Here is an 18977-nt window from a genome sequence, read left to right as displayed (position 1 = left end):
CCCTGACAGACCAATAAGCCATGCTCTCCTCACCCTACATCGCGGAAAAAACCAGCGTCTCCATCATCATGCTCAAGGTGCTGGCGGCGCTGGTGCCGGGCATAGCGGTTTACGCCTGGCTGTTCGGCCCCGCGATTCTGGTCACCCTGACCATCGCCAGCGTCACGGCATTGGTGCTGGAAACCATTGCGGTGCGACTGCGTGGCTGGCCGGCCAAACCATTCCTGATGGATGGCAGCGCAATGGTCACCGCGTGGCTGCTGGCATTGTCGTTACCGCCGATCGCACCTTGGTGGCTGATCGTAGTGGGCACATTTTTCGCGATCGTCGTGGCCAAGCATTTGTACGGCGGCCTGGGCAACAACCTGTTCAATCCCGCCATGGTGGGCTATGCCGTCCTGATTATTTCGTTCCCGGTGCAGATGACGCAGTGGCCCGCACCGCTGTCGCTGGCAGGTGCACACCTGAATCTGCTGGACTCGGCGCATTACATTTTTACCGGCATATTGCCGGACGGCCTGACACTCGATGCGATCAGTTCCGCTACGCCGCTGGATACGCTGCGCACGCAATTGCAACTGGAGCACACGGTTCGTGAAATCACCCGCTTGCCCATTTTCGGCAGTATCGGCGGCACGGGCAGCGAAGCCGTGGTGTTGATGTTCCTGCTCGGCGGACTCTACCTGTGGGGGGCACGCATCATTACCTGGCATATACCGGCAGCCTTTATCGCCGGGCTGTGGATTACCGGTGGCCTGTTCCATATTTCCGACCCGGATCGCTATATTTCGCCCTGGTTTCATCTCGCCACCGGCGGGGCCATGCTGGGCGCATTTTTCATCGCGACAGACCCGGTATCCGGCGCTACGACACCACGCGGCAAACTGATTTTCGGTGCCGGTATCGGCATGCTCACCTATCTGATCCGTACTCTGGGCGGCTATCCGGATGGCGTGGCATTTGCAGTCCTGCTGATGAATATCACGGTGCCGCTGATTGACGCGTACACGCAACCCAAAGTGTACGGGCACAAGCAGAAAGAACCTGACGAATGACCCCGTTATTGCGTTCTGCAACCCGTGCCGCGCTGGTCCTGCTGGGTTTCGCCATTGTCGGTACGGCCGTGCTGGCATTCACTTACAACATTACGCGCGCGATCATCAAGCATAACGAGGATGCAGCGCGGCTGAAACTCATCAGCGAAACACTGGTTCCCGGCAGCTATGACAACAACCCTCTGCATGATGCGCTGTTGCTACCACCGCATAAGCTGCTGGGCACCACGTTTCCCAGCCATGTCTGGCGCGCACGCAAAGCCGGTGTGCCGGTAGCCATGGTACTGGAGGTTGTAGCCCCGGATGGCTACAGCGGCGATATCGACATGCTGGTAGGCGTCGATACCCATGGCCGTATTATCGGCGTACGGGTAGTCAGCGACAAGGAAACGCCCGGATTAGGCGATTACATCGATGTCGCCAAAAGTACCTGGATACACATCTTCGACGGCAAGACGCTGGACAATCCCGGCAGAGATGGATGGAAGGTCAAAAAAGACGGCGGCCAATTTGATTACATGGCCGGTGCCACGATATCTCCGCGCGCGGTAGTCAAGGCGGTACACCATGCCCTACAATACGAAGCAGCGCATCGCAAAGCCCTGTATGCGCCCGCGCCGCGCCCGAAAACACCCCCGGAGTAAAGCCCATGAGCCAATATCGCGACATCATTGTCAACGGTCTGTGGAAACAGAACCCCGGCGTCGTCCAACTGCTGGGGCTTTGCCCGCTACTCGGCATCAGCAATTCGGTGGTCAACGCGGTCGGACTGGGACTTGCCACGACGCTGGTCATGACCTTCAGTAATGGCACAATTTCCGCCATTCGCAACCTGGTCTCCCATGAAATCCGCATCCCGGTTTTCATCCTGGTCATTGCCGCGCTGGTTACCGTGATCGACATGGCGATGAATGCCTTTGTCCATCCGCTGTATCTGGTGCTGGGTATTTTTGTGCCGCTGATCGTGACCAATTGCATCGTGCTGGCACGCACCGACAGCTTCGCCGCCAAGAATCCGGTGCTGCCCTCCATGCTCGACGGCATGATGATGGGTATCGGCCTCACCATGGTTATCACCCTGCTCGGCGCAATGCGTGAAGTGATCGGCAAGGGCACGTTGTTTGCAGGCCTGGATCTGGCATTCGGCCCGGATGCAAAAATCTTTGTTATCCACATCATTCCCGATTACAAAGGTTTTTTGCTGGCCATTCTGCCTCCCGGCGCATTCTTTGGACTGGGCCTGTTGATCGCATTACGCAACTGGTGGGACCTGCGCAGCCAAAGACAGGCGACGCAACCGCTGCCCGCAGGGCTTGCACAAGGCGCCAACTGATATGCCAAAGTTAGCAGATTCATTACAGGCCTGGGGAACGCCCGGCTTCAACCACGCGCTCAAAAACGAAATTAAACAGCTCGATGCCAGCCAGCTTCCCTTGCAGCAGGGTTTAACCACGGGCAGCTATGCGCTGGACAACATACTCGATGTGATCGTCATCGGCACGACTGAAACAGACGGTCACCTACGCGTCAAACTGGGTATTTTTTATACCAGCATCATTGCCGGTTGCAGTTGTGCAGACGATCCCACACCCATCGATGAAAATAATGAGTACTGTGTCGTGCAGATTGATATTGATACAGCCACAGCGGAGGCCGGATTCACGTTACTGACTGACCAGTGATTCAGACAATCGGCCGGGAGTAGCCAGGCTGAACAACATCCCGGGCCTCAATACTTCACCCGCACCCGGTAAGTCAGCACCGTTTTGCCTTCAGCCGCCACCGGCACTTTCCACAATGCCGTTCCCGCCGCCTCTTTGGTATGCGGTAGCGATTCCGACAGCACCTGCCAGTCACCCGGCATGGGCTCGAATACCTTGACGGTCACCGGCTGGTTTTTGGCATTTTTAAGGGTAATCTGGTAGGCCGATTCAAACACGTTGTTATTGCGTCCGCCCGCGCCAATCTTCTGAAAATCGGTCTGCTTTCTGTCTGCAGTCACATCGAATGCATCGCCCAGTTTCAACCGCACCTGCTCGTTTTTCGGGGTGTGATCAATACGGTCTTCACCGATGAATTGGGCGTTGCCTGCGCTGTCTTTCTTGTACAGACGAATCACGCCTTTGGGCAAGGGCACGCCCAGGCCGCCGCCTTTGTTGTCGAATTCAAGGAACACGCCAACCTTCAGCTTTTGCCCAAGCTCGCCATAGCTGCCCTGGTAGTAATACTCTGCACCATGCAGTTCCAGCGATTTGCGCACCGGAATAGCCGTGGCAGACAGCAGCGCAACCTGTTTGGTTTGCTGCTCGGCCAGCGTGGTTGGGCGGTTGAGAGTATAGAGATGGTATTCGAACAGGTTTTCCTGTGCCAGCGGTGCCGCTTCGGCTACCTGGGTTTGCATTTTCCCGCGCAACACGTTGGCTGGCATGGCTGTTTGCACCCGGTTGACGTCCCCTGCAACCAATTGCAGCCGGGCATTGCGGTAACTGGCGCCGCTCTGGTTGGTGAGGGTAACCCAGCCATTCAAATCCATTGTGTCATCCTGGCCGGATAACTCCGCCACATAATCGGCACGCCATGACAGGCCACCGGTCAGATAAGACAGCTCCAGATTCTGCACACCCGAACGCGGATTCATCATGCTCATCACCAGCGTGGGCCGGTCACGCAGATTATCCGGCACCCCGGCGAATGCCAGACGTCCCGGTACGCCGGTTTCGATGCGGTCGCCGAACTTGAGCACCGTACCGCCATTGGTGGCCAGCACCGTCGCCGGTTCACGCGTTTCTGCGCCGGTCGCCGGGTTGGTGCTGATCACGCTGACCTGTTTGCCGACGTATTTTTCCAGCAGGGTTTGCGGCGTAAGCAAGTCGAAGTCGAAATTCTGCTCCAGCAAGTGGAAGCCTTTTGCATCGGACAAGTTACGCAGCAGAGCGGTTTCCGGCTGCATGCGCGCCGCCACATCGCGCCATGCGAGTTTGTTGAAGCCTGCGCCCAGATTGACCTGGCGCTGATCTTTAACCAGTGCCAGGTCATTATTGTAGATGGTGATCGCAATGGCCTTCTGATCGTCCTGAGTCGTGAGTTTTTCGTCCAACGGTGCCGCCTGGACGATACCGGTTAACAGGGCCAAGGGTACGATCAGGTACTTGAACGGATTCATGCATCATCCCCATTTTGCCGGATACAAATACGTTCAGCCAGCACATCCACGCCTGCCGCAGGCCGAACCGATGCCGCCGGTATCGGCTCATTGCGGCGCCAGGCCGCGACAGCATCGCATTTACCCGTACCACTCACCAGAAACAGCAATGCACGTGTACGGCCGAGGCGGCGCGCACTCAGGCTCACCCGTTCCGGAGGCGGCTTGGGAGCGTCATGTACCCCTAGCACTTCAGGGCTATCCGGGCAGGTACCCCAATCATGGCCCGGAAAAAGGCTGGCCGTATGCCCATCTTCCCCCAACCCCAGCAGTACCAGATCGAATTCCCCCACATCATGGAGACTGCCGGCATAGGCTGCAGCCGCAGCGGATGCGCCCAATTCGGCCGGTATCGGATGAATTTGTGCGTCTGGAATCGCGCTACCTGCCAGCCAGGCATCGCGTGCCATTCGGCTGTTGCGCCCGGGGTGATCGGCAGGCAGGCAGCGTTCATCGCCAAACCATATATGCCAGCCACGCCAGTCGGTATCCAGCTCGTTCATGCGTGCATACAGCACACGCGGCGTGGTGCCGCCCGCCAGCACCAGATGGAAGGCACCGCGCAAGCGCAGTGCCTCATTGGCCGCGGTGTGGACACGAATCAGCGCCGCTTCGACGAGTTGTTCGACAGCGTTGACGAAATGCCAACGGGTGGCAGCTTCCAAGGACTCGGATTTCATGTTTTCAGTTTAGCCTAGTCATGGCGTCAATCCTAGCTTGCAGGCATTTTTCGCCCGCCAATAAACTGGAATTCAGGGGTGGCACAATTGCTGCTTATCTCTAGACGTAAACAAGTGCCGGAGATCATCATGAGAAACGACGTCATTCAAAATTCCTGCGACAAGACCCGTATCGTCAACACGGTTGCCGGGGATTGGCATGGTATATCCACCCATGTGCTGGCCGTCGAAACGGAAGGTCTCCCGTCGCGTCAGGATGAAATCCGCGAGCGCCTGCTGTTGCAGCAGACAATATACGACCGTGATGGGCAAATTCATGCCGCCGAACTGACGTTGCGCGTCAAGCTGGCTTATAGCCACGGCCAGGCTTCCATGCCGAAATTACGCAATGCCGAAGACGAAACCCTGCTTGCAGGATTGTATTCGCTGGCTGAAGAAGGCGCACTAAGGAAAAACATCCTGTTGGCCAGCGTGACAACCGACACCCTGATGTCAGCTGATATCGAATATCTGCCCCCGCAAAATATCATCTTCGCTGTACATGCCGAAGTGGCCGACATCCCGGCCCTGTTGCCCAGAATCCAGCACCTGAGCGAACGCGGCTATCGTATCATCCTGGATCAAATTAACGGCGACGCCGCCTGGCAAGCGCTGGTTGCGGTGACCCAGGCAGTACGCATCGATGTCAGCCGCTATGACGCCATTCATCTTGACCACCTGGTGCGCAACCTGCGCAGCATGGGGGCTGGCCAGCTAATCGCTACAGACATCTGCAACGCCGAAACCATGGAAGTAGCGCGCCAACTCGGATTTGGCCTGTTTCAAGGCGCTTTCGTCACCCAGACCGGTGGGAAAGCCGGTACGGATGTGCCGGTAAATCGTCTGCGTTTACTTGAGCTCATCGACCGCGTCATGGCCCATTCCGATATGGCTGAAGTGGAATCGCTGCTGAGAATGGATGCGGTACTCAGCTATCGCCTGATTCGTTTTGCCAATAGCGCAGGCAACGGCGTCGTTAACGAAATCAATTCGATCGGCCAGGTACTGCAACGCATGGGGCATGCCGGGCTGTATCGCTGGCTCACCCTGCTGCTGCATAGCAGCGGCAAATCAGCAAGCATCAGCCCGACATTATTGAAACGCGCCTTGACCCGTGCGAGTTTCATGAAGGCACTGGCCGGTAAAAGCATGCAGCCTGTGAATGGCGACGAACTTTATCTGACCGGCCTGTTCTCGGTACTGGGTGAAATGCTCGACATGCCGATCCAGGACGCCATTGCCGACCTCAACCTGGCGAGCGATATCCAGCAGGCACTGGTAGATGGCAGCGGCGTCCATGCCGGATTCCTGGAACTGGCCCTGGCATGCGAAGCCAACAACGATGCCCGCATCGAGAGCGGCTCGGCACAATGCATGGTGGCCTACATCGATGTGAATATTGCACTGATCAATGCCTTGATCAGCGCGGAAGAAGCCGCACTGTAAACGCTGTTTCCACAGGCGTCATCCGAACGCGCCGTGTAATCGGGTAAAATAGCCTCTCCCGATTCGCGGCGCGTTGTCATGCCCCCCATTTCTGCTTTTGATATCGAAACCGTAACCAGTACCAACCAATGCATTTGCAGAGCATTAACTTCACGCATGGATACAAGAACACGCCCAGACAACACGCGCGCTCCAATGGCTCAAATAGCTGGTAGTACGGTCGCTCAGCCGAATCCTGAGCCTTGCTGCATCCAGCTTCTCATGTCATTGCACTTTACAAAACACAACCCGACAACCAGAAAAGACAGGGGCGAGTTGCGTTCTTGTTATGGGTAGTAACCTGTTTTTGATTTTGGTTGCGCTGCTATTGGTGGCGCTGAACGGTTTTTTTGTGGCCGCCGAATTCGGCATGGTCAAACTACGCCAGACTCGCGTGAAGGCAATCGCCAAGGTCTATGGGCTACGCGGCCGCATCCTTGCCAGGGTTCACGCCCAGCTCGATGCCTACCTGTCTGCCTGCCAGCTCGGCATTACCCTGGCCTCGCTGGGTTTGGGCTGGATCGGCGAACCGGCCTTTGCCGAATTGCTGAGACCTTTGCTGACCTGGATTGGGGTCGGATCACCCAAACTGGTTCACGCCATCGCTTTTTTCTTCGCGTTTTTCACCATTTCATTCCTGCATATCGTGGTCGGCGAATTGGTCCCCAAGTCCATGGCAATCCGCCTGACCGAGAAAGTGGCGCTGTGGACGGCCATCCCCCTGTATGGCTTTTACTGGCTGATGTATCCGCCGATCTGGGTGCTTAACGCCAGTGCCAACTGGGTACTAAGAATTACCGGACTGGATCGCTCGCATGGTCACGATGCGCATTATTCCTCCGATGAATTAAAGCTCATCCTGAAAAGCAGCCGGGCGTCCGAGAAATTGACCCGTGACGAATGGAACGTGCTCGCCCATACCCTGGACTTCAGCGATCTGGAGGTCACCGAGTTGATGCGGCCATTTAATGAGGCCATCGCATTATCTGCCACGCATACCCTGGCGGAAAATCTCGAACTCATTTCCCACCATCGTTTCAGCCGTTATCCGTATCTGGATGAAAATGACGAGGTCAAAGGTGTTATTCATCTGAAAAACCTGTTCCTGGCCGAGCTCAAGGAAGGCAATGTTAAAGACCTGGAAAGATTTATCCGCCCGGTTCTGCATGTCACGCCGGAAACATCGGCCATGGAGCTGTTTCGCCGCTTTCGGAATGGCGCGTCGCACTTCGCCGTCATCGGCCACAAAGGCAGCCCGCCACTGGGGTTTATCACGCTGGACAACATGCTGAGCGCATTGGTTGGCGAAATCCGTGACGAATTCGGCCATAGCCAGAACGACTGGACAAAACTCGATGATGGCACCCTGATCGGCAAGGGCAGCCTGCCGATATTCAGCCTGGAACGCGCACTGGGTATTGAGCTCGACAACGAAGAAGTGGATTCGATCGGTGGCCTGATCATGTGGAAACTCGGCAATCTCCCCAAGGAAGGCGACAAGATTGAATTCGAGCATTTCGACGTGGTGGTCAAAAAAATGAGCGGCCCGCGCATCGTACTGGTACGTGTCCATCAAAAGCCCGTGCCGTAATCGTCATTCCGCAAAGCATATTTTTATTCACGCATTCAGTTAATACTTTCCATCCAGATGAATCCCACTGCACTGACCCTCGATATCGAATCCCTCAACCATGAAGGCCGCGGCGTCGCGCATCGCGACGGCAAAGCCATTTTTGTGGATGGCGCGCTCACCGGCGAAACCGTCACCTACTCGGTATACCGCAAAAAAGAGTCGTTCGAAATGGCGCAGATCACCCGCATCCTGCGCGAGAGCCCGGCCCGCGTGAAACCGCGCTGCAAGCACTTTGGCGTATGCGGCGGCTGCAGCCTGCAACACATGGAACCGTCGGCGCAGATCGCCGCCAAGCAACGCGTGCTGGAAGACAATCTGGCGCACATCGGCAAGGTCCGCCCGGAAACCATGCTCTCGCCCATCCACGGCCCGGCCTGGGGCTACCGCAGCCGGGCGCGGCTGTCGGTGCGGCTGGTTGAAAAGAAAGGTGGGGTATTGGTTGGCTTTCATGAAAGAAAGAGCAGCTTTGTGGCCGAGATGACCAGTTGCGAGGTGCTGCCGCCGCGCATTTCGGCGCTCATTCCGCATCTGCGCGAAATGATCATGCAGCTCACCATTCGCGACCAGCTCCCGCAGCTCGAACTCGCCGCGACCGATGCGGTGGATGTGCTGGTGATTCGCCACATGGTGCCGCTGGCTGAAGCCGACGAAGTCCTGTTACGCAGTTTCGCCGACACTCACCGGATTCAATGGTGGCTGCAATCCAAGGGGCCCGACACCATCGTGCCGTTTTATCCGCTGGACGCGCCGGAGCTGGCCTATACGCTGCCCGAATTCAATCTGGTGATGCCGTTCCGCCCGAGCGAGTTCACCCAGGTCAATACCGCGGTAAATCCGGTGCTGATGCGGCGCGCCATGCAGTTGCTCGACCCGCAACCCACTGAGCGTATTGTCGACATGTTCTGCGGATTAGGAAATTTCACCCTGCCCATCGCGCGTCGCGCCAAACAGGTGGTGGGCATCGAGGGCAGCAAGGAACTGGTCGCCCGCGCCCGCCAGAACGCCGAACGCAATGGTATTCACAACACCGAATTCAGGGTGGAAAACCTGTTCGAAATCAGCGCAGAGCAACTGACTGCACTCGGCCATTTCGACAAAATGCTGATTGATCCGCCACGCGACGGCGCGTCCAAATTGGTGGAGTCACTCGGCACCGATGCCCCAAACCGTATTGTCTATGTATCCTGCAATCCATCCACACTGGCCCGTGATGCCGCTGTGCTGGTGCATGAAAAAGGCTACCGTCTGCGCGCAGCGGGCATTGCCAACATGTTCCCGCATACCGCTCATGTGGAATCCATCGCGATATTTGAACGCTGACTTATAAAAATGCATCTGGAACGCAGTGTGAAAATATCAGATTAATCGACACTGAATTCCATCACCCCCCGTGTAGAAACAAAGCGTGAGCGGCTGCTTGGTGCACGTTTCTGCCGGTAGGCGATAGTCTCAAATCGCCCCAAAGGAGTCAGACGGCCTTGTAAAAACTTTGCCCAAATGCCGACCTTCGTAATGTGCAGCAGCCTACCCGAAGGAGACGTTCAACAATTAAGCTCACCAGCAGTAATGAAGCACAGCGTAATTACCTCCGGCGCAACGCCTTGAATATCCTTTGCGACTAGCTCGCCAGCTCATCCGCAATCATCTCTGCCTGCTTCAATACCGTTTCGGTGGCAAGTAGCTGCATATCCGGCGGATAACCAAATTGGCGCAGGGTGCGTTTCACAATTACCTTTAGTTTGGCCCGCACGCTTTCCTTAATCGTCCAATCTATCGATGCATTCTCACGCACCCGCTGTGTCAATACCACCGCAAGTTCGCGTAGCTTGTCTTGTTGCATCAACTCTTTTGCGCTGGCGTTGCTAGCAACCGCCGTATAGAACGCATATTCAAAATCGCTCAAACCCATGTGTGAAGCTTCGGCATCGGAAGCAACGATTTCCTTGCTGATCTTGATCAGCTCCTCCATCACCTCGGCGGCGGTCAGAATCTTGTTGTGGTATTTCTTGATGGCGTTTTCCAACATCTCCATCAAAGATTTACTCTGCACCAGATTCTTTTTAGCTCGCGCTTTCAGTTCATCGCTGAGCAACTTTTTCAGAACCTCCAACGCCACGTTCTTGTGCACAAAACCTTTAAGCTCCGCCAAAAACTCTTCGGACAAGACCGAAATGTCCGGCTTCTTGATGCCCGCCGCGTCGAAGATGTCGATCACCTGTTCCGATACCAGCGCCTTGTCGATTACCTGGCGAATGGTGGTTTCGATCTCTTCATTACTGCGCCCTGTACCCGTGCCATCGAACTTGGCGAGGCGCGCTTTCACCGCCTGAAAAAATCCTACTTCGTCGCGTGCATCCATCGCCTGCTCGTGCGGCACAGCGATGGCAAACGCCAGAGACAGCGCCGTCACCTCGTTGATATAGCGCTTCCTGCCATCCTCCAGCCCGAGTATGTGTTCTTCCGCCGCCAGTATCAGCGACAGCTTTTGTGAAGTTTCTGCCTCGAAATAATTTTCATAAGCAAAGCCGTGATACATGGCGGACACCACTTCCAGCTTCTCCAGCATCAGACTCACCGCCTGCTCCTGCGCCAGTGCCGGGTCGCCCTTGCCGCCCGCATCGGAATAAAACGACAGCGCCGCCTTCAGGTCGGCGGCAATGCCCAAGTAATCCACCACCAGGCCGCCCGGCTTGTCCTTGTGTACCCGGTTAACCCGCGCAATCGCCTGCATCAGGTTGTGCCCCTTCATCGGCTTGTCGATGTAGAGCGTGTGCATGCTCGGCGCATCAAAGCCGGTCAGCCACATATCGCGCACGATCACCAGCTTGAGCGGGTCGTCGTCGTTCTTCATGCGCTCGGCCAGTTGCTTGCGCTGTTCCTTGGTGGTGTGGTGTTTGGCCAGCAGCGGGCCATCGCTTGAGGCCGCCGTCATCACCACCTTGATTGCGCCCTTGTTCAAATCATCGGAGTGCCACTCAGGCTTGAGCGCAATGATCTCTTTGTACAGTTCTGCGGCAATGCGCCGCGACATACTCACCACCATGCCCTTGCCTGCAAACACCTCCTGCCGCGCCTCGAAGTGCGCCACGATGTCCTTGGCAATATTCCTGATGCGCTGCTCGCTGCCGATCAGCGCCTCCATCTTTGTCCACTTGGCCTTGGCTTTCTGCGTATCAGTCAGATCCTCCTGATCCAGCTCTTCGTCCAGTTCGGCAATCAGCTTTTTTCCTTCTTCGCTTAAGCCGACTTTGGCCAAGCGGCTTTCGTAGTAAATCCGCACGGTGGCGCCATCTTCCACTGCCTGAGCAATGTCGTAGATATCCACATAGTTACCGAACACCGCCGGCGTGTTCACATCGGTTTTTTCAATCGGTGTGCCGGTGAATCCCAGATAGGTCGCGTTGGGCAGCGCATCGCGCAGATATTTGGCAAAGCCGTACACCACCTTCTTGCCGATCACCTCACCGTTGGCGTCTTTCTCGTCCACGGTCTTGGCGCTAAAACCGTACTGTGTGCGGTGCGCTTCATCGACAATCACCACGATGTTGCGCCGGTCGGACAACTGCTCGTACACATTGCCCTCATCGGGCTGGAATTTCTGTATGGTGGAAAAGATCACCCCGCCGGAGGCCACCTTCAGCAATTCTTTCAACTGCCCGCGATCCGCTGCCTGCACCGGCTCCTGACGCAACAGTTGTTTGGATGAAGCGAAAGTATCGAACAGCTGATCGTCCAGATCGTTGCGGTCGGTAATCACCAGCACGGTCGGATTATCCAGCGCCAGCACAATCTTGCCGGTGTAAAACACCATCGAGAGCGACTTTCCCGAACCCTGCGTATGCCACACCACCCCGGCCTTCTTGTCGCCCTTGGGCTGTTGCGCCACCCCAGGCAAGCCATAGCTAGCCGGAGTTTGCTCAACCAGCAAACTATCGCTCATATTTGCCGCACGCAACGTGGAAGCCACCGCCGCATTCACCGCGTAATACTGGTGATAAGCCGCCAGCTTCTTTACCGTGCTGATGCTGATGACGCCGGTTTGCGGGTCTTCCTTTTTGCTCTTTTCAAACACGATGAAGTGGCGCAGCAAATCCAGCAGCGTGGCCTTGTTCAGCATGCCCAGTATCAGCGTCTCCAACTGGCTCACCAGATGCGAGGCTTCCGCCTTGCCGTCGGCGCTTTTCCAGGACATGAAACGCGACGATCCTGCCGACAAAGAACCTGCCTTGGCCTCAAGTCCATCTGAGATCACCAAAAATGCATTGGGAGTAAACAGGCTGGGGATAGTCTGTTTGTAGGTTTCAAACTGCTGGTACGCTGTCTTGATCGTGGCGTTTTCATCGATGGCGTTTTTGAGTTCGATCACCACCAACGGAATGCCGTTGATAAACAACACCAGGTCGGGCCGCTTGTTCTGATGGTTCTCGATTACTGTGAATTGATTGGCAACAACGAATTCATTGTTCTCTGGATGAGCGAAGTCGATCAGCCATGCCAGATCGCCGCGCTGATTGCCGTCTTGCTGGCGACTCACCTTCACGCCTTCGGTGAGCAGACGGTGAAAGGCTTCGTTATTCGCTAACAGGTCGGGGGAGCTAATGCGCTGCACCTCCTTCAACGCATCTTGCAACAGCGCAGGCGACAACTTGGGGTTGATACGCTTGAGTGCCTGCGCCAGCCGCCCTGCCAGCAACACCTCACCGTAATGCCCACGCTCCGGCTGCTCGCCATCGGGCGCAATGTCCGGCGCATAAACGTAGCTGTAGCCCAAGCGCTCGAACAGCTTGATAGCAAAGTCCTCGATAGCGTTTTCGGTCAGCTTGTTAGGCATCGTCTATAAAATCTCGTCGCCTGCTTGCGGCGGCTCGCCACCCTTGCGGTTCAGCAAAGCCAGCGCCGCATCCAGATTGCCGCGCTTTGCCCGCTCCTGAAAATAACCCGCCGTCTTGATCGCTGCCAGTTTCTCTGCAATCGCAGTCACAATAAACTGGTTGAGCGAAGTGCCATCATCCCGCGCGACCTGCTCAACGGAATGCTTGAGTGAAGCAGGCAAACGCAAAGCGTAATTGCTAGTGGTTCCCATCGCGTAGCTCCTTTAAAAAGTCACTCGGCTTCATCACTTTTAAATTAAATTTTTGCGCCGATGGCAAAAAGTCCCTGATATTAAACGTCACAACGGCATCGGCCTGGCCGCTCACCGCCGCCTCCAACACCATGTCGTCGTTGGCATCCTTGAGTTGCGGACGCCACAGATAAAACACCTCAACCGGCACAACCACGCCAGCCAACACATCCAGCAAATTATTCACGTCCGCCGCCGAAACCCGCGCCGCCTTTAAATGAACGGGGCGAAGCAACACCGCCTCATACTCCATAAACAGCGGTACGCTTGCAACTGCTTTTATTTCGCTCCGCAAGATGCGTCGCATGATTTCCGCCGCAGCCCCTGCGGGGCTACGCACAGCCGCCACTAAAACATTGGTATCAAGAATTATTATCATATTGCCAGCAATATTATTCTTAATCGGTAAACATGGCAACCATCCCGTTGTTGATCGCCCTTGAACTGTCTGGAATCACCGAACAGTTGACTCTATGACGTGCCCTCCGCATCAGTTGTCCGGCAATTCCGGACAACTGATGCCCCTGTCATTCGTCACTGCCATTTTCAGTTGACTACAATCTATAGCCATCCGGTCATGGATGCAGTCGCAGCCCATGCGCTCGAACAGCTTGATGGCGAAGTCTTCGATGGCGGATTCGGTCAACTTAGTCATCTTTTTTTCCCAACGCCTGTACGGCCTTGTCGAAATCAGAGCTGAACAAGCGATCCTGAACCACACGGTATTTCTCAAATTCCGTCAAAGCAAAAGCTTTGGCCATTTCCGCCGTCACCTTGCCGGGGTTATCCAGAATATCGCGCTCGTTGAATTGCAGGAAGGCGTCCAGTTTAATAGCCCAATCTTCCATGGACATCGGTATCTTCCGCAGCGCCATGTCTTCGGCATAATCCAGATACATGCTCACGATGCGGCTCAAGGCTGATAGCTCGGTTTCATTCAGGTAGTTTTTGGCGATGACCACATCAGTTTTCAGTATCTTGCCATCCGGCGCTTTTTCCCAACTGGTCAGTCCCATGTAGTCTTTGCCGCTATCCGCGCGCTGCACTATCAGCTCTGCCGCCGTGCCGCCATGAATCGCAAAATGCAGCTTGTTCTGCACCTTGGCAAAAAATGCCTGAGTGATTCCTGCATCCTTGTTGTAATCAAGGCTGGTGGCATAGATGTCGGTGATCTTCTGGTAGAAGCGGCGCTCGCTCAGGCGTATCTCGCGGATTTCTTCCAGCAGACGCTCAAAATACTGCTCGCCCAAAAAGCTGCCATTCTTAAGACGCTGTTTGTCGAGCACATAGCCCTTAATGGCAAATTCCCGCAGTACTCCAGTTGCCCACTGGCGAAATTGCGTTGCACGGAGGGAGTTTACCCGGTAGCCCACCGAAATAATGACCTCCAGATTATAGAACCTGGTTTGGTAATTCTTGCCATCCGGGCCAGTCTGTCGGAAATCCCGACAGACTGAATCTTCCTCCAACTCCCCCTCGTCGAAGATATTGCGCAAATGTTCCGTGATAGTGCTTCGGCCTTTATCAAACAGCTCCGCAATCAGCTTCTGCGTCAGCCATACCGTCCCTTCTTCTACCCGCACCTCGATGCTGTTTTCGCCTACCTGCGATGTAAAGATCAGGAATTCGGCGGTGCTGTTGCGGATTTGCAATGTTTTGGGGGGCATTTTTTTCATGCGACCACCCGAACTTCGCCGCTCATCAGCTTGGGCAGCAAGGTGTCGCGGAGTTTTTCGAGGGTGTGGATTTGAATATGGTTCTTCTCGATTTTTTCCCAAGAATTGTGGGCAATGACTGCAAACTCTTTCAACCTGTCATCTGGCGGTAATTGAAAAACAATAGCGCTAATATCGGAAGGCTTCAAAGATGGATAAGTTGATGTAGAACCTTCAGCAATCGTGTGCAAATAGTCCGTCATCTCATCATTTGTCAACAGCAAATAGATAAAGTGCGGGTCAATTTTCGTGCATGTTAAAACACAGAAACCAGTAGAGACCACCAAGTTATCAATTGGATTTTTAATAATCCCATAGTGATTTTGGTCAGGTCTTACCGTTGAGATCAGAACATCGTTATGCTCCACAATACGCTTTGCTCTGCTTGGTGCTTCATCCAAAGTAAGCAATTGAAGGTCCTCAATTTGTCCTTCTGTCAGTGAACCTGTATCTAAATATTCAATTATTTTATGCGTATAGTTTTTGTCGATGCTTGCACGATTTAGCTCAACATAATCACCTACAGCAACCTCTTCCCAATCCTCCTGCGCCTCTTCCACGAACCACTGGCGGAACAGGGTTGCGGCCATGGCTTCGAGGGTTTGGTTCTGGCGGTGCAGCAGGTCGATTTTGTCGTCGAGGCTGCTGAGCACGGCAGAAATTTCTTTTTGTTCTTCCAGCGGCGGAAGATCAATTTCAATACTCTTGATTTCTTGGAAATTTATGTTTGGCTGTGCTGACTGTCCTGACATGTTGTTAACAAAGTCAACAACAGCATCCTGTCTCAAAAAATAATTAATAAATCTTGGCTGCGCTTTGGACTTATCCAGCCTAATTATTGCGATAGCCTGATTTGTATTGGCTGGAAGCATATCTTCCTTGACTATCCCGGTCTTACCCAAGAAAGCGCCCGCCATTGAGAACAAAACATCATCTACTTTTAACTGTGATCTCTTAAATTTTTCATGAATATCTTTACTTATATATACAAATTTTGACGCATCTATTCTGCCGTCATAATTAACCGCATCTGATTTTATATAATTGATACCGGAGTCAGAAAAAGCACCATCTTTTTCAGATGGTGTGGTTCCTTTAGTTACTAACTCTGTTAACTCACCTAGATAAGTTTTAACCCACTCGCTCATGCCTTCACCTTCGCCAAATTCTCGGCTATGGCATTATTTAGCGCCGCCTCTTCCAGCAACTGCGCCTCGAAATTCCACGCCTTATTCATCCTGCTCTCCGTTACGCCGGAACTCCAGCCGCGCCTTGGCTTCCTGCATGGCCTTGTGCAACTTGGCTTGCAGGGTTTCCTTGGGCGGGAGTTGCAACCAGTATTCGGCAACGTGGATGTGGTCTGGCTCCAAATCCATCAGTTCCACCACTTCGGCATCCTTGCCGCTACACAGAATGATGGCGATGGGAGATTGTTCACCGGGCTGTTGTTCGTGCTTGGCGAGCCATTTCAAATACAGCTCTACCTGGCCTTTGTAGTCGGGTTTGAAGTCGCCCAGCTTGAGTTCAAGCAGAACCAGTCGCCGCAGTTTGCGGTGGTAGAAAAGCAGGTCAATGTAGTAATCGTTGCCGCCGATCTGGATGCGCTTCTGGCGGCTCATGAAGGCAAAGTCGCTGCCCAGCTCCAGAATGAAACGCTCCAGCTCCATCAGGATGGCATTTTCCAAATCCTTTTCGGTGAAGTTATCCTTCAGGTCGAGAAAATCCAGCAGATACGGGTCTTTCAGAAACAGTTGTGGGGCAAAAGTTTGGTGCTGTTGTAGCGAAGCCAACTCGTTTTGCACGACCTCATCGGGTTGTTTGGAAATGGCTGTTCGCTCAAAGAGCATGCTGTCCATGCGCTCGCGCAGTGTGCGCACCGACCAGCGTCCGCTGACGCACATGCTGGTGTAAAACTCGCGCTTGACATCCTCTTCAATCTTGATGAGTTCGACAAAATGCGACCAGCTCAATTGTTGCGACAGTGTCGCAACAATCTCGTGACCGGGCAGATAGTCATAAAACTTCGCCATCCTAGTTAGGCTGGAGTGGCTAAAACCGCTGCCATATTCGCGGGTCAGGCGTTGTGCCAGTTGTTTCAGTACGGTAGCGCCATACTGCGCCCGCCCAGCTTCCAGCACCTCTATTTTAATCCTCTTCCCGATTTGCCAATATGTGAGCACCAGTGCTTGATTGACCTGCGAGACCACATGGATTTTGGCCGTTTCAATCAGTTGCCTGATCTCTCCATGCAGGGTGTCAATGTGGGTTGGGAGCGGCTGAATTGGCGGTTTCATATCTTCACCTTCGCCAGGTTCTCCGCAATGGCTTTATTCAGCGCTGCCTCTTCTTTTAACTGCGCCTCGAACTCGGCTTTCAACGCAGCAAAGCGTTCGGCAAAATTGAAGTCGTCCTCTTCATCGGGCAGGCCGACATAGCGCCCCGGCGTAAGCACATAGTCCAGTTCTTGCACTCGCGCCAGCGGCACGGAAGCACAAAAGCCTTTGATGTCCTCATACAACTGGATTCCCGCCTGCGCGGGAATGACGGAGGAGTTGAGCCATGCGTGGTAGGTGTCGGCGATTTGCTGGATGTCTTCGTGACTGAGTTCTTTAGTGCGGCGGTTGATCAAATGGCCGAGATTGCGTGCGTCGATGAACAGGATTTCGTTTTTGCGCGGGTGGCCATTGTTGCGGGCGCGATTCATGAACCAGAGCGCTGCCGGTATCTGCGTATTCAAAAACAGTTTGGCGGGCAGGTTGACGATGCAGTCGATGAGGTTGCCGTCGGTGATAAGCGCCTTGCGTATCTCGCCTTCGCCGCTGGTTTTGCTGGTGAGCGCGCCTTTGGCCAGCACCACGCCCGCCTTGCCCTGTGGGTTGAGGTGATAGGCGAAGTGCTGCAACCAGGCGAAGTTGGCGTTGCCCGCTGGCGGCGCGCCGTATTGCCAGCGGCCATCGCCGCGCAGCAGTTCGCCGCTCCAGTCGCTGACATTAAAGGGCGGATTGGCGATGATGAAGTCGGCTTTCAGGTCTTTGTGAGCGTCATTGAGAAAGGAGCCTTCGTTATTCCATTTCACCTGGGATGAATCAATACCGCGGATGGCGAGGTTCATCTTGGCCAGCCGCCAGGTAGTCTGGTTACTCTCTTGCCCATAGATGGAGATGTCGTTGACGCGGCCCTGATGTTCTTCGACGAACTTTTCCGACTGCACGAACATGCCGCCCGAGCCGCAGCAGGGGTCGAACACACGGCCTTTGTACGGTTCAAGCATCATCACCAACAATTCCACAATACTGCGCGGCGTGTAGAACTGCCCGCCCTGCTTGCCTTCGGCCAGCGCGAATTCACCGAGGAAATATTCGAAAACATGCCCCAGCACATCGGCACTGCGCGATTTGGCATCGCCCAGCGCGATATTGCCCACCAGATCAATCAAGCCGCCGAGGCTGGCGGGGTCAAGATTTTGCCGCGCAAACACCTTGGGCAGCACGCCCTTGAGCGAGGGGTTTTCCTTCTCGATGGCATCCATCGCCTCATCGACCACGCTGCCAATGTTGGGCAGCTTGGCTTTGGCGACAAGGAAAGACCAGCGCGCCTCGGATGGTACGAAGAAAACATTCTCCGCCTTGTATTCGTCTTTATCTTCGGGATCTGCACCAGCCATTTCGCCTACGCCTGCTTGCAGCTTGGCAAACATTTCCTCGAAGGAATCGGAAATGTATTTCAGGAAGATCAACCCCATCACCACATGCTTGTATTCGGCGGCGTCGATGTTCTTGCGTAGCTTGTCGGCGGCTTTCCAGAGCTGCTTTTCCAGCGGCTCGTCTTTGTTTTCTTTTGCTGCTTTAGCCATGATTGTTTTTGATTTCTTTATCTAGCAGTGGGATGTGCCTAGGAGTGTAGAGGGGTAACAAGTATTTACCAACCTAAGTACCAGCTTGTGGGGCAACATCTTGCACGCCGAATAAAGAAAGTTCAATCCAAACGGCATACAAAAACCACCATAGACATTAATTTTGACCGTAAAAAGATATCTTATTTTTCTA

17 protein-coding genes are annotated in these 18977 nt (G+C 54.5%); 7 read left to right on the top strand and 10 right to left on the bottom strand.

Annotated features, from left to right (window positions below; genetic code table 11):
* Positions 1-20 precede the first annotated feature (20 nt).
* From rsxD to ACYCZJ_RS06625, 4 genes are read left to right on the top strand one after another with little or no spacing between them, the layout of a single operon-like run.
* Positions 21-1055 carry an electron transport complex subunit RsxD gene (gene rsxD / locus ACYCZJ_RS06640; protein ID WP_461553439.1) on the top strand — a complete coding sequence of 345 codons (1035 nt, stop codon included), beginning with the start codon at positions 21-23 and terminating at the stop codon, positions 1053-1055.
* The gene (rsxG, locus tag ACYCZJ_RS06635; RefSeq protein WP_461553438.1) at positions 1052-1699 is read left to right on the top strand and encodes an electron transport complex subunit RsxG; all 648 of its coding nucleotides are present in this window, start codon (positions 1052-1054) and stop codon (positions 1697-1699) included. Before rsxD ends, rsxG begins: the two co-directional genes overlap by 4 nt.
* 5 nt (positions 1700-1704) lie before the next feature.
* Positions 1705-2388, top strand: a complete 684-nt coding sequence (locus ACYCZJ_RS06630) for an electron transport complex subunit E (RefSeq protein ID WP_461553437.1) — start codon at positions 1705-1707, stop codon at positions 2386-2388.
* A 1-nt stretch (position 2389) separates the two neighbouring features.
* Positions 2390-2737 carry a hypothetical protein gene (locus tag ACYCZJ_RS06625; RefSeq protein ID WP_461553436.1) on the top strand — a complete coding sequence of 116 codons (348 nt, stop codon included), beginning with the start codon at positions 2390-2392 and terminating at the stop codon, positions 2735-2737.
* Positions 2738-2784: 47 nt separating this feature from the next.
* Here the strand turns inward: ACYCZJ_RS06625 and ACYCZJ_RS06620 are convergent, their stop codons facing one another.
* Positions 2785-4218: a DUF4139 domain-containing protein gene (locus tag ACYCZJ_RS06620; protein ID WP_461553435.1), complete on the bottom strand. Its 1434-nt coding sequence runs from the start codon at positions 4216-4218 to the stop codon at positions 2785-2787.
* Complete coding sequence (gene pgl, locus ACYCZJ_RS06615) at positions 4215-4937, bottom strand: 6-phosphogluconolactonase (protein WP_461553434.1); 723 nt, start codon at positions 4935-4937, stop codon at positions 4215-4217. The genes ACYCZJ_RS06620 and pgl overlap by 4 nt, the downstream gene beginning before the upstream one ends.
* 129 nt (positions 4938-5066) lie before the next feature.
* On the opposite strand from pgl, the gene ACYCZJ_RS06610 reads away from it, so the two are divergent.
* The 3 genes from ACYCZJ_RS06610 (at position 5067) to rlmD (ending at position 9414) form a co-directional block, all read left to right on the top strand.
* Positions 5067-6422, top strand: a complete 1356-nt coding sequence (locus ACYCZJ_RS06610; RefSeq protein ID WP_461553433.1) for an EAL and HDOD domain-containing protein — start codon at positions 5067-5069, stop codon at positions 6420-6422.
* Positions 6423-6750: 328 nt separating this feature from the next.
* Positions 6751-8052, top strand: a complete 1302-nt coding sequence (locus tag ACYCZJ_RS06605; RefSeq protein ID WP_461553432.1) for a hemolysin family protein — start codon at positions 6751-6753, stop codon at positions 8050-8052.
* Positions 8053-8109: 57 nt separating this feature from the next.
* On the top strand, positions 8110-9414 hold the full coding sequence (gene rlmD, locus ACYCZJ_RS06600; protein WP_461553431.1) for a 23S rRNA (uracil(1939)-C(5))-methyltransferase RlmD: 1305 nt from the start codon (positions 8110-8112) through the stop codon (positions 9412-9414).
* A gap of 298 nt (positions 9415-9712) precedes the next feature.
* Here the strand turns inward: rlmD and ACYCZJ_RS06595 are convergent, their stop codons facing one another.
* The 8 genes from ACYCZJ_RS06595 to ACYCZJ_RS06560 all read right to left on the bottom strand — a co-directional run bounded on the left by ACYCZJ_RS06595 (position 9713) and on the right by ACYCZJ_RS06560 (position 18784).
* Positions 9713-12925: a type I restriction endonuclease subunit R gene (locus ACYCZJ_RS06595; RefSeq protein WP_461553430.1), complete on the bottom strand. Its 3213-nt coding sequence runs from the start codon at positions 12923-12925 to the stop codon at positions 9713-9715.
* Positions 12926-12928: 3 nt separating this feature from the next.
* Positions 12929-13177, bottom strand: coding sequence for a YlcI/YnfO family protein (locus ACYCZJ_RS06590; RefSeq protein WP_461553429.1), 249 nt, complete (start codon positions 13175-13177; stop codon positions 12929-12931).
* Positions 13164-13595, bottom strand: coding sequence for a putative toxin-antitoxin system toxin component, PIN family (locus ACYCZJ_RS06585; protein WP_461553428.1), 432 nt, complete (start codon positions 13593-13595; stop codon positions 13164-13166). The genes ACYCZJ_RS06590 and ACYCZJ_RS06585 overlap by 14 nt, the downstream gene beginning before the upstream one ends.
* Positions 13596-13706: 111 nt before the next feature.
* Positions 13707-13871, bottom strand: a complete 165-nt coding sequence (locus ACYCZJ_RS06580; protein WP_461553427.1) for a hypothetical protein — start codon at positions 13869-13871, stop codon at positions 13707-13709.
* Positions 13864-14892: a virulence RhuM family protein gene (locus ACYCZJ_RS06575; RefSeq protein WP_461553426.1), complete on the bottom strand. Its 1029-nt coding sequence runs from the start codon at positions 14890-14892 to the stop codon at positions 13864-13866. The genes ACYCZJ_RS06580 and ACYCZJ_RS06575 overlap by 8 nt, the downstream gene beginning before the upstream one ends.
* Positions 14889-16079: a restriction endonuclease subunit S gene (locus ACYCZJ_RS06570; protein ID WP_461553425.1), complete on the bottom strand. Its 1191-nt coding sequence runs from the start codon at positions 16077-16079 to the stop codon at positions 14889-14891. The genes ACYCZJ_RS06575 and ACYCZJ_RS06570 overlap by 4 nt, the downstream gene beginning before the upstream one ends.
* 81 nt (positions 16080-16160) lie before the next feature.
* Complete coding sequence (locus tag ACYCZJ_RS06565) at positions 16161-17225, bottom strand: PDDEXK nuclease domain-containing protein (RefSeq protein ID WP_461553424.1); 1065 nt, start codon at positions 17223-17225, stop codon at positions 16161-16163.
* Entirely contained in the window at positions 17222-18784 is a 1563-nt protein-coding gene (locus ACYCZJ_RS06560) for a type I restriction-modification system subunit M (protein ID WP_461553423.1), read from the bottom strand. The genes ACYCZJ_RS06565 and ACYCZJ_RS06560 overlap by 4 nt, the downstream gene beginning before the upstream one ends.
* Positions 18785-18977 lie beyond the last annotated feature (193 nt).

The organism is Sulfuriferula sp. (assembly GCF_054605375.1).
Note: the sequence above shows the minus strand (reverse complement) of the source record. Positions and strands in the feature narration are given on the sequence as shown.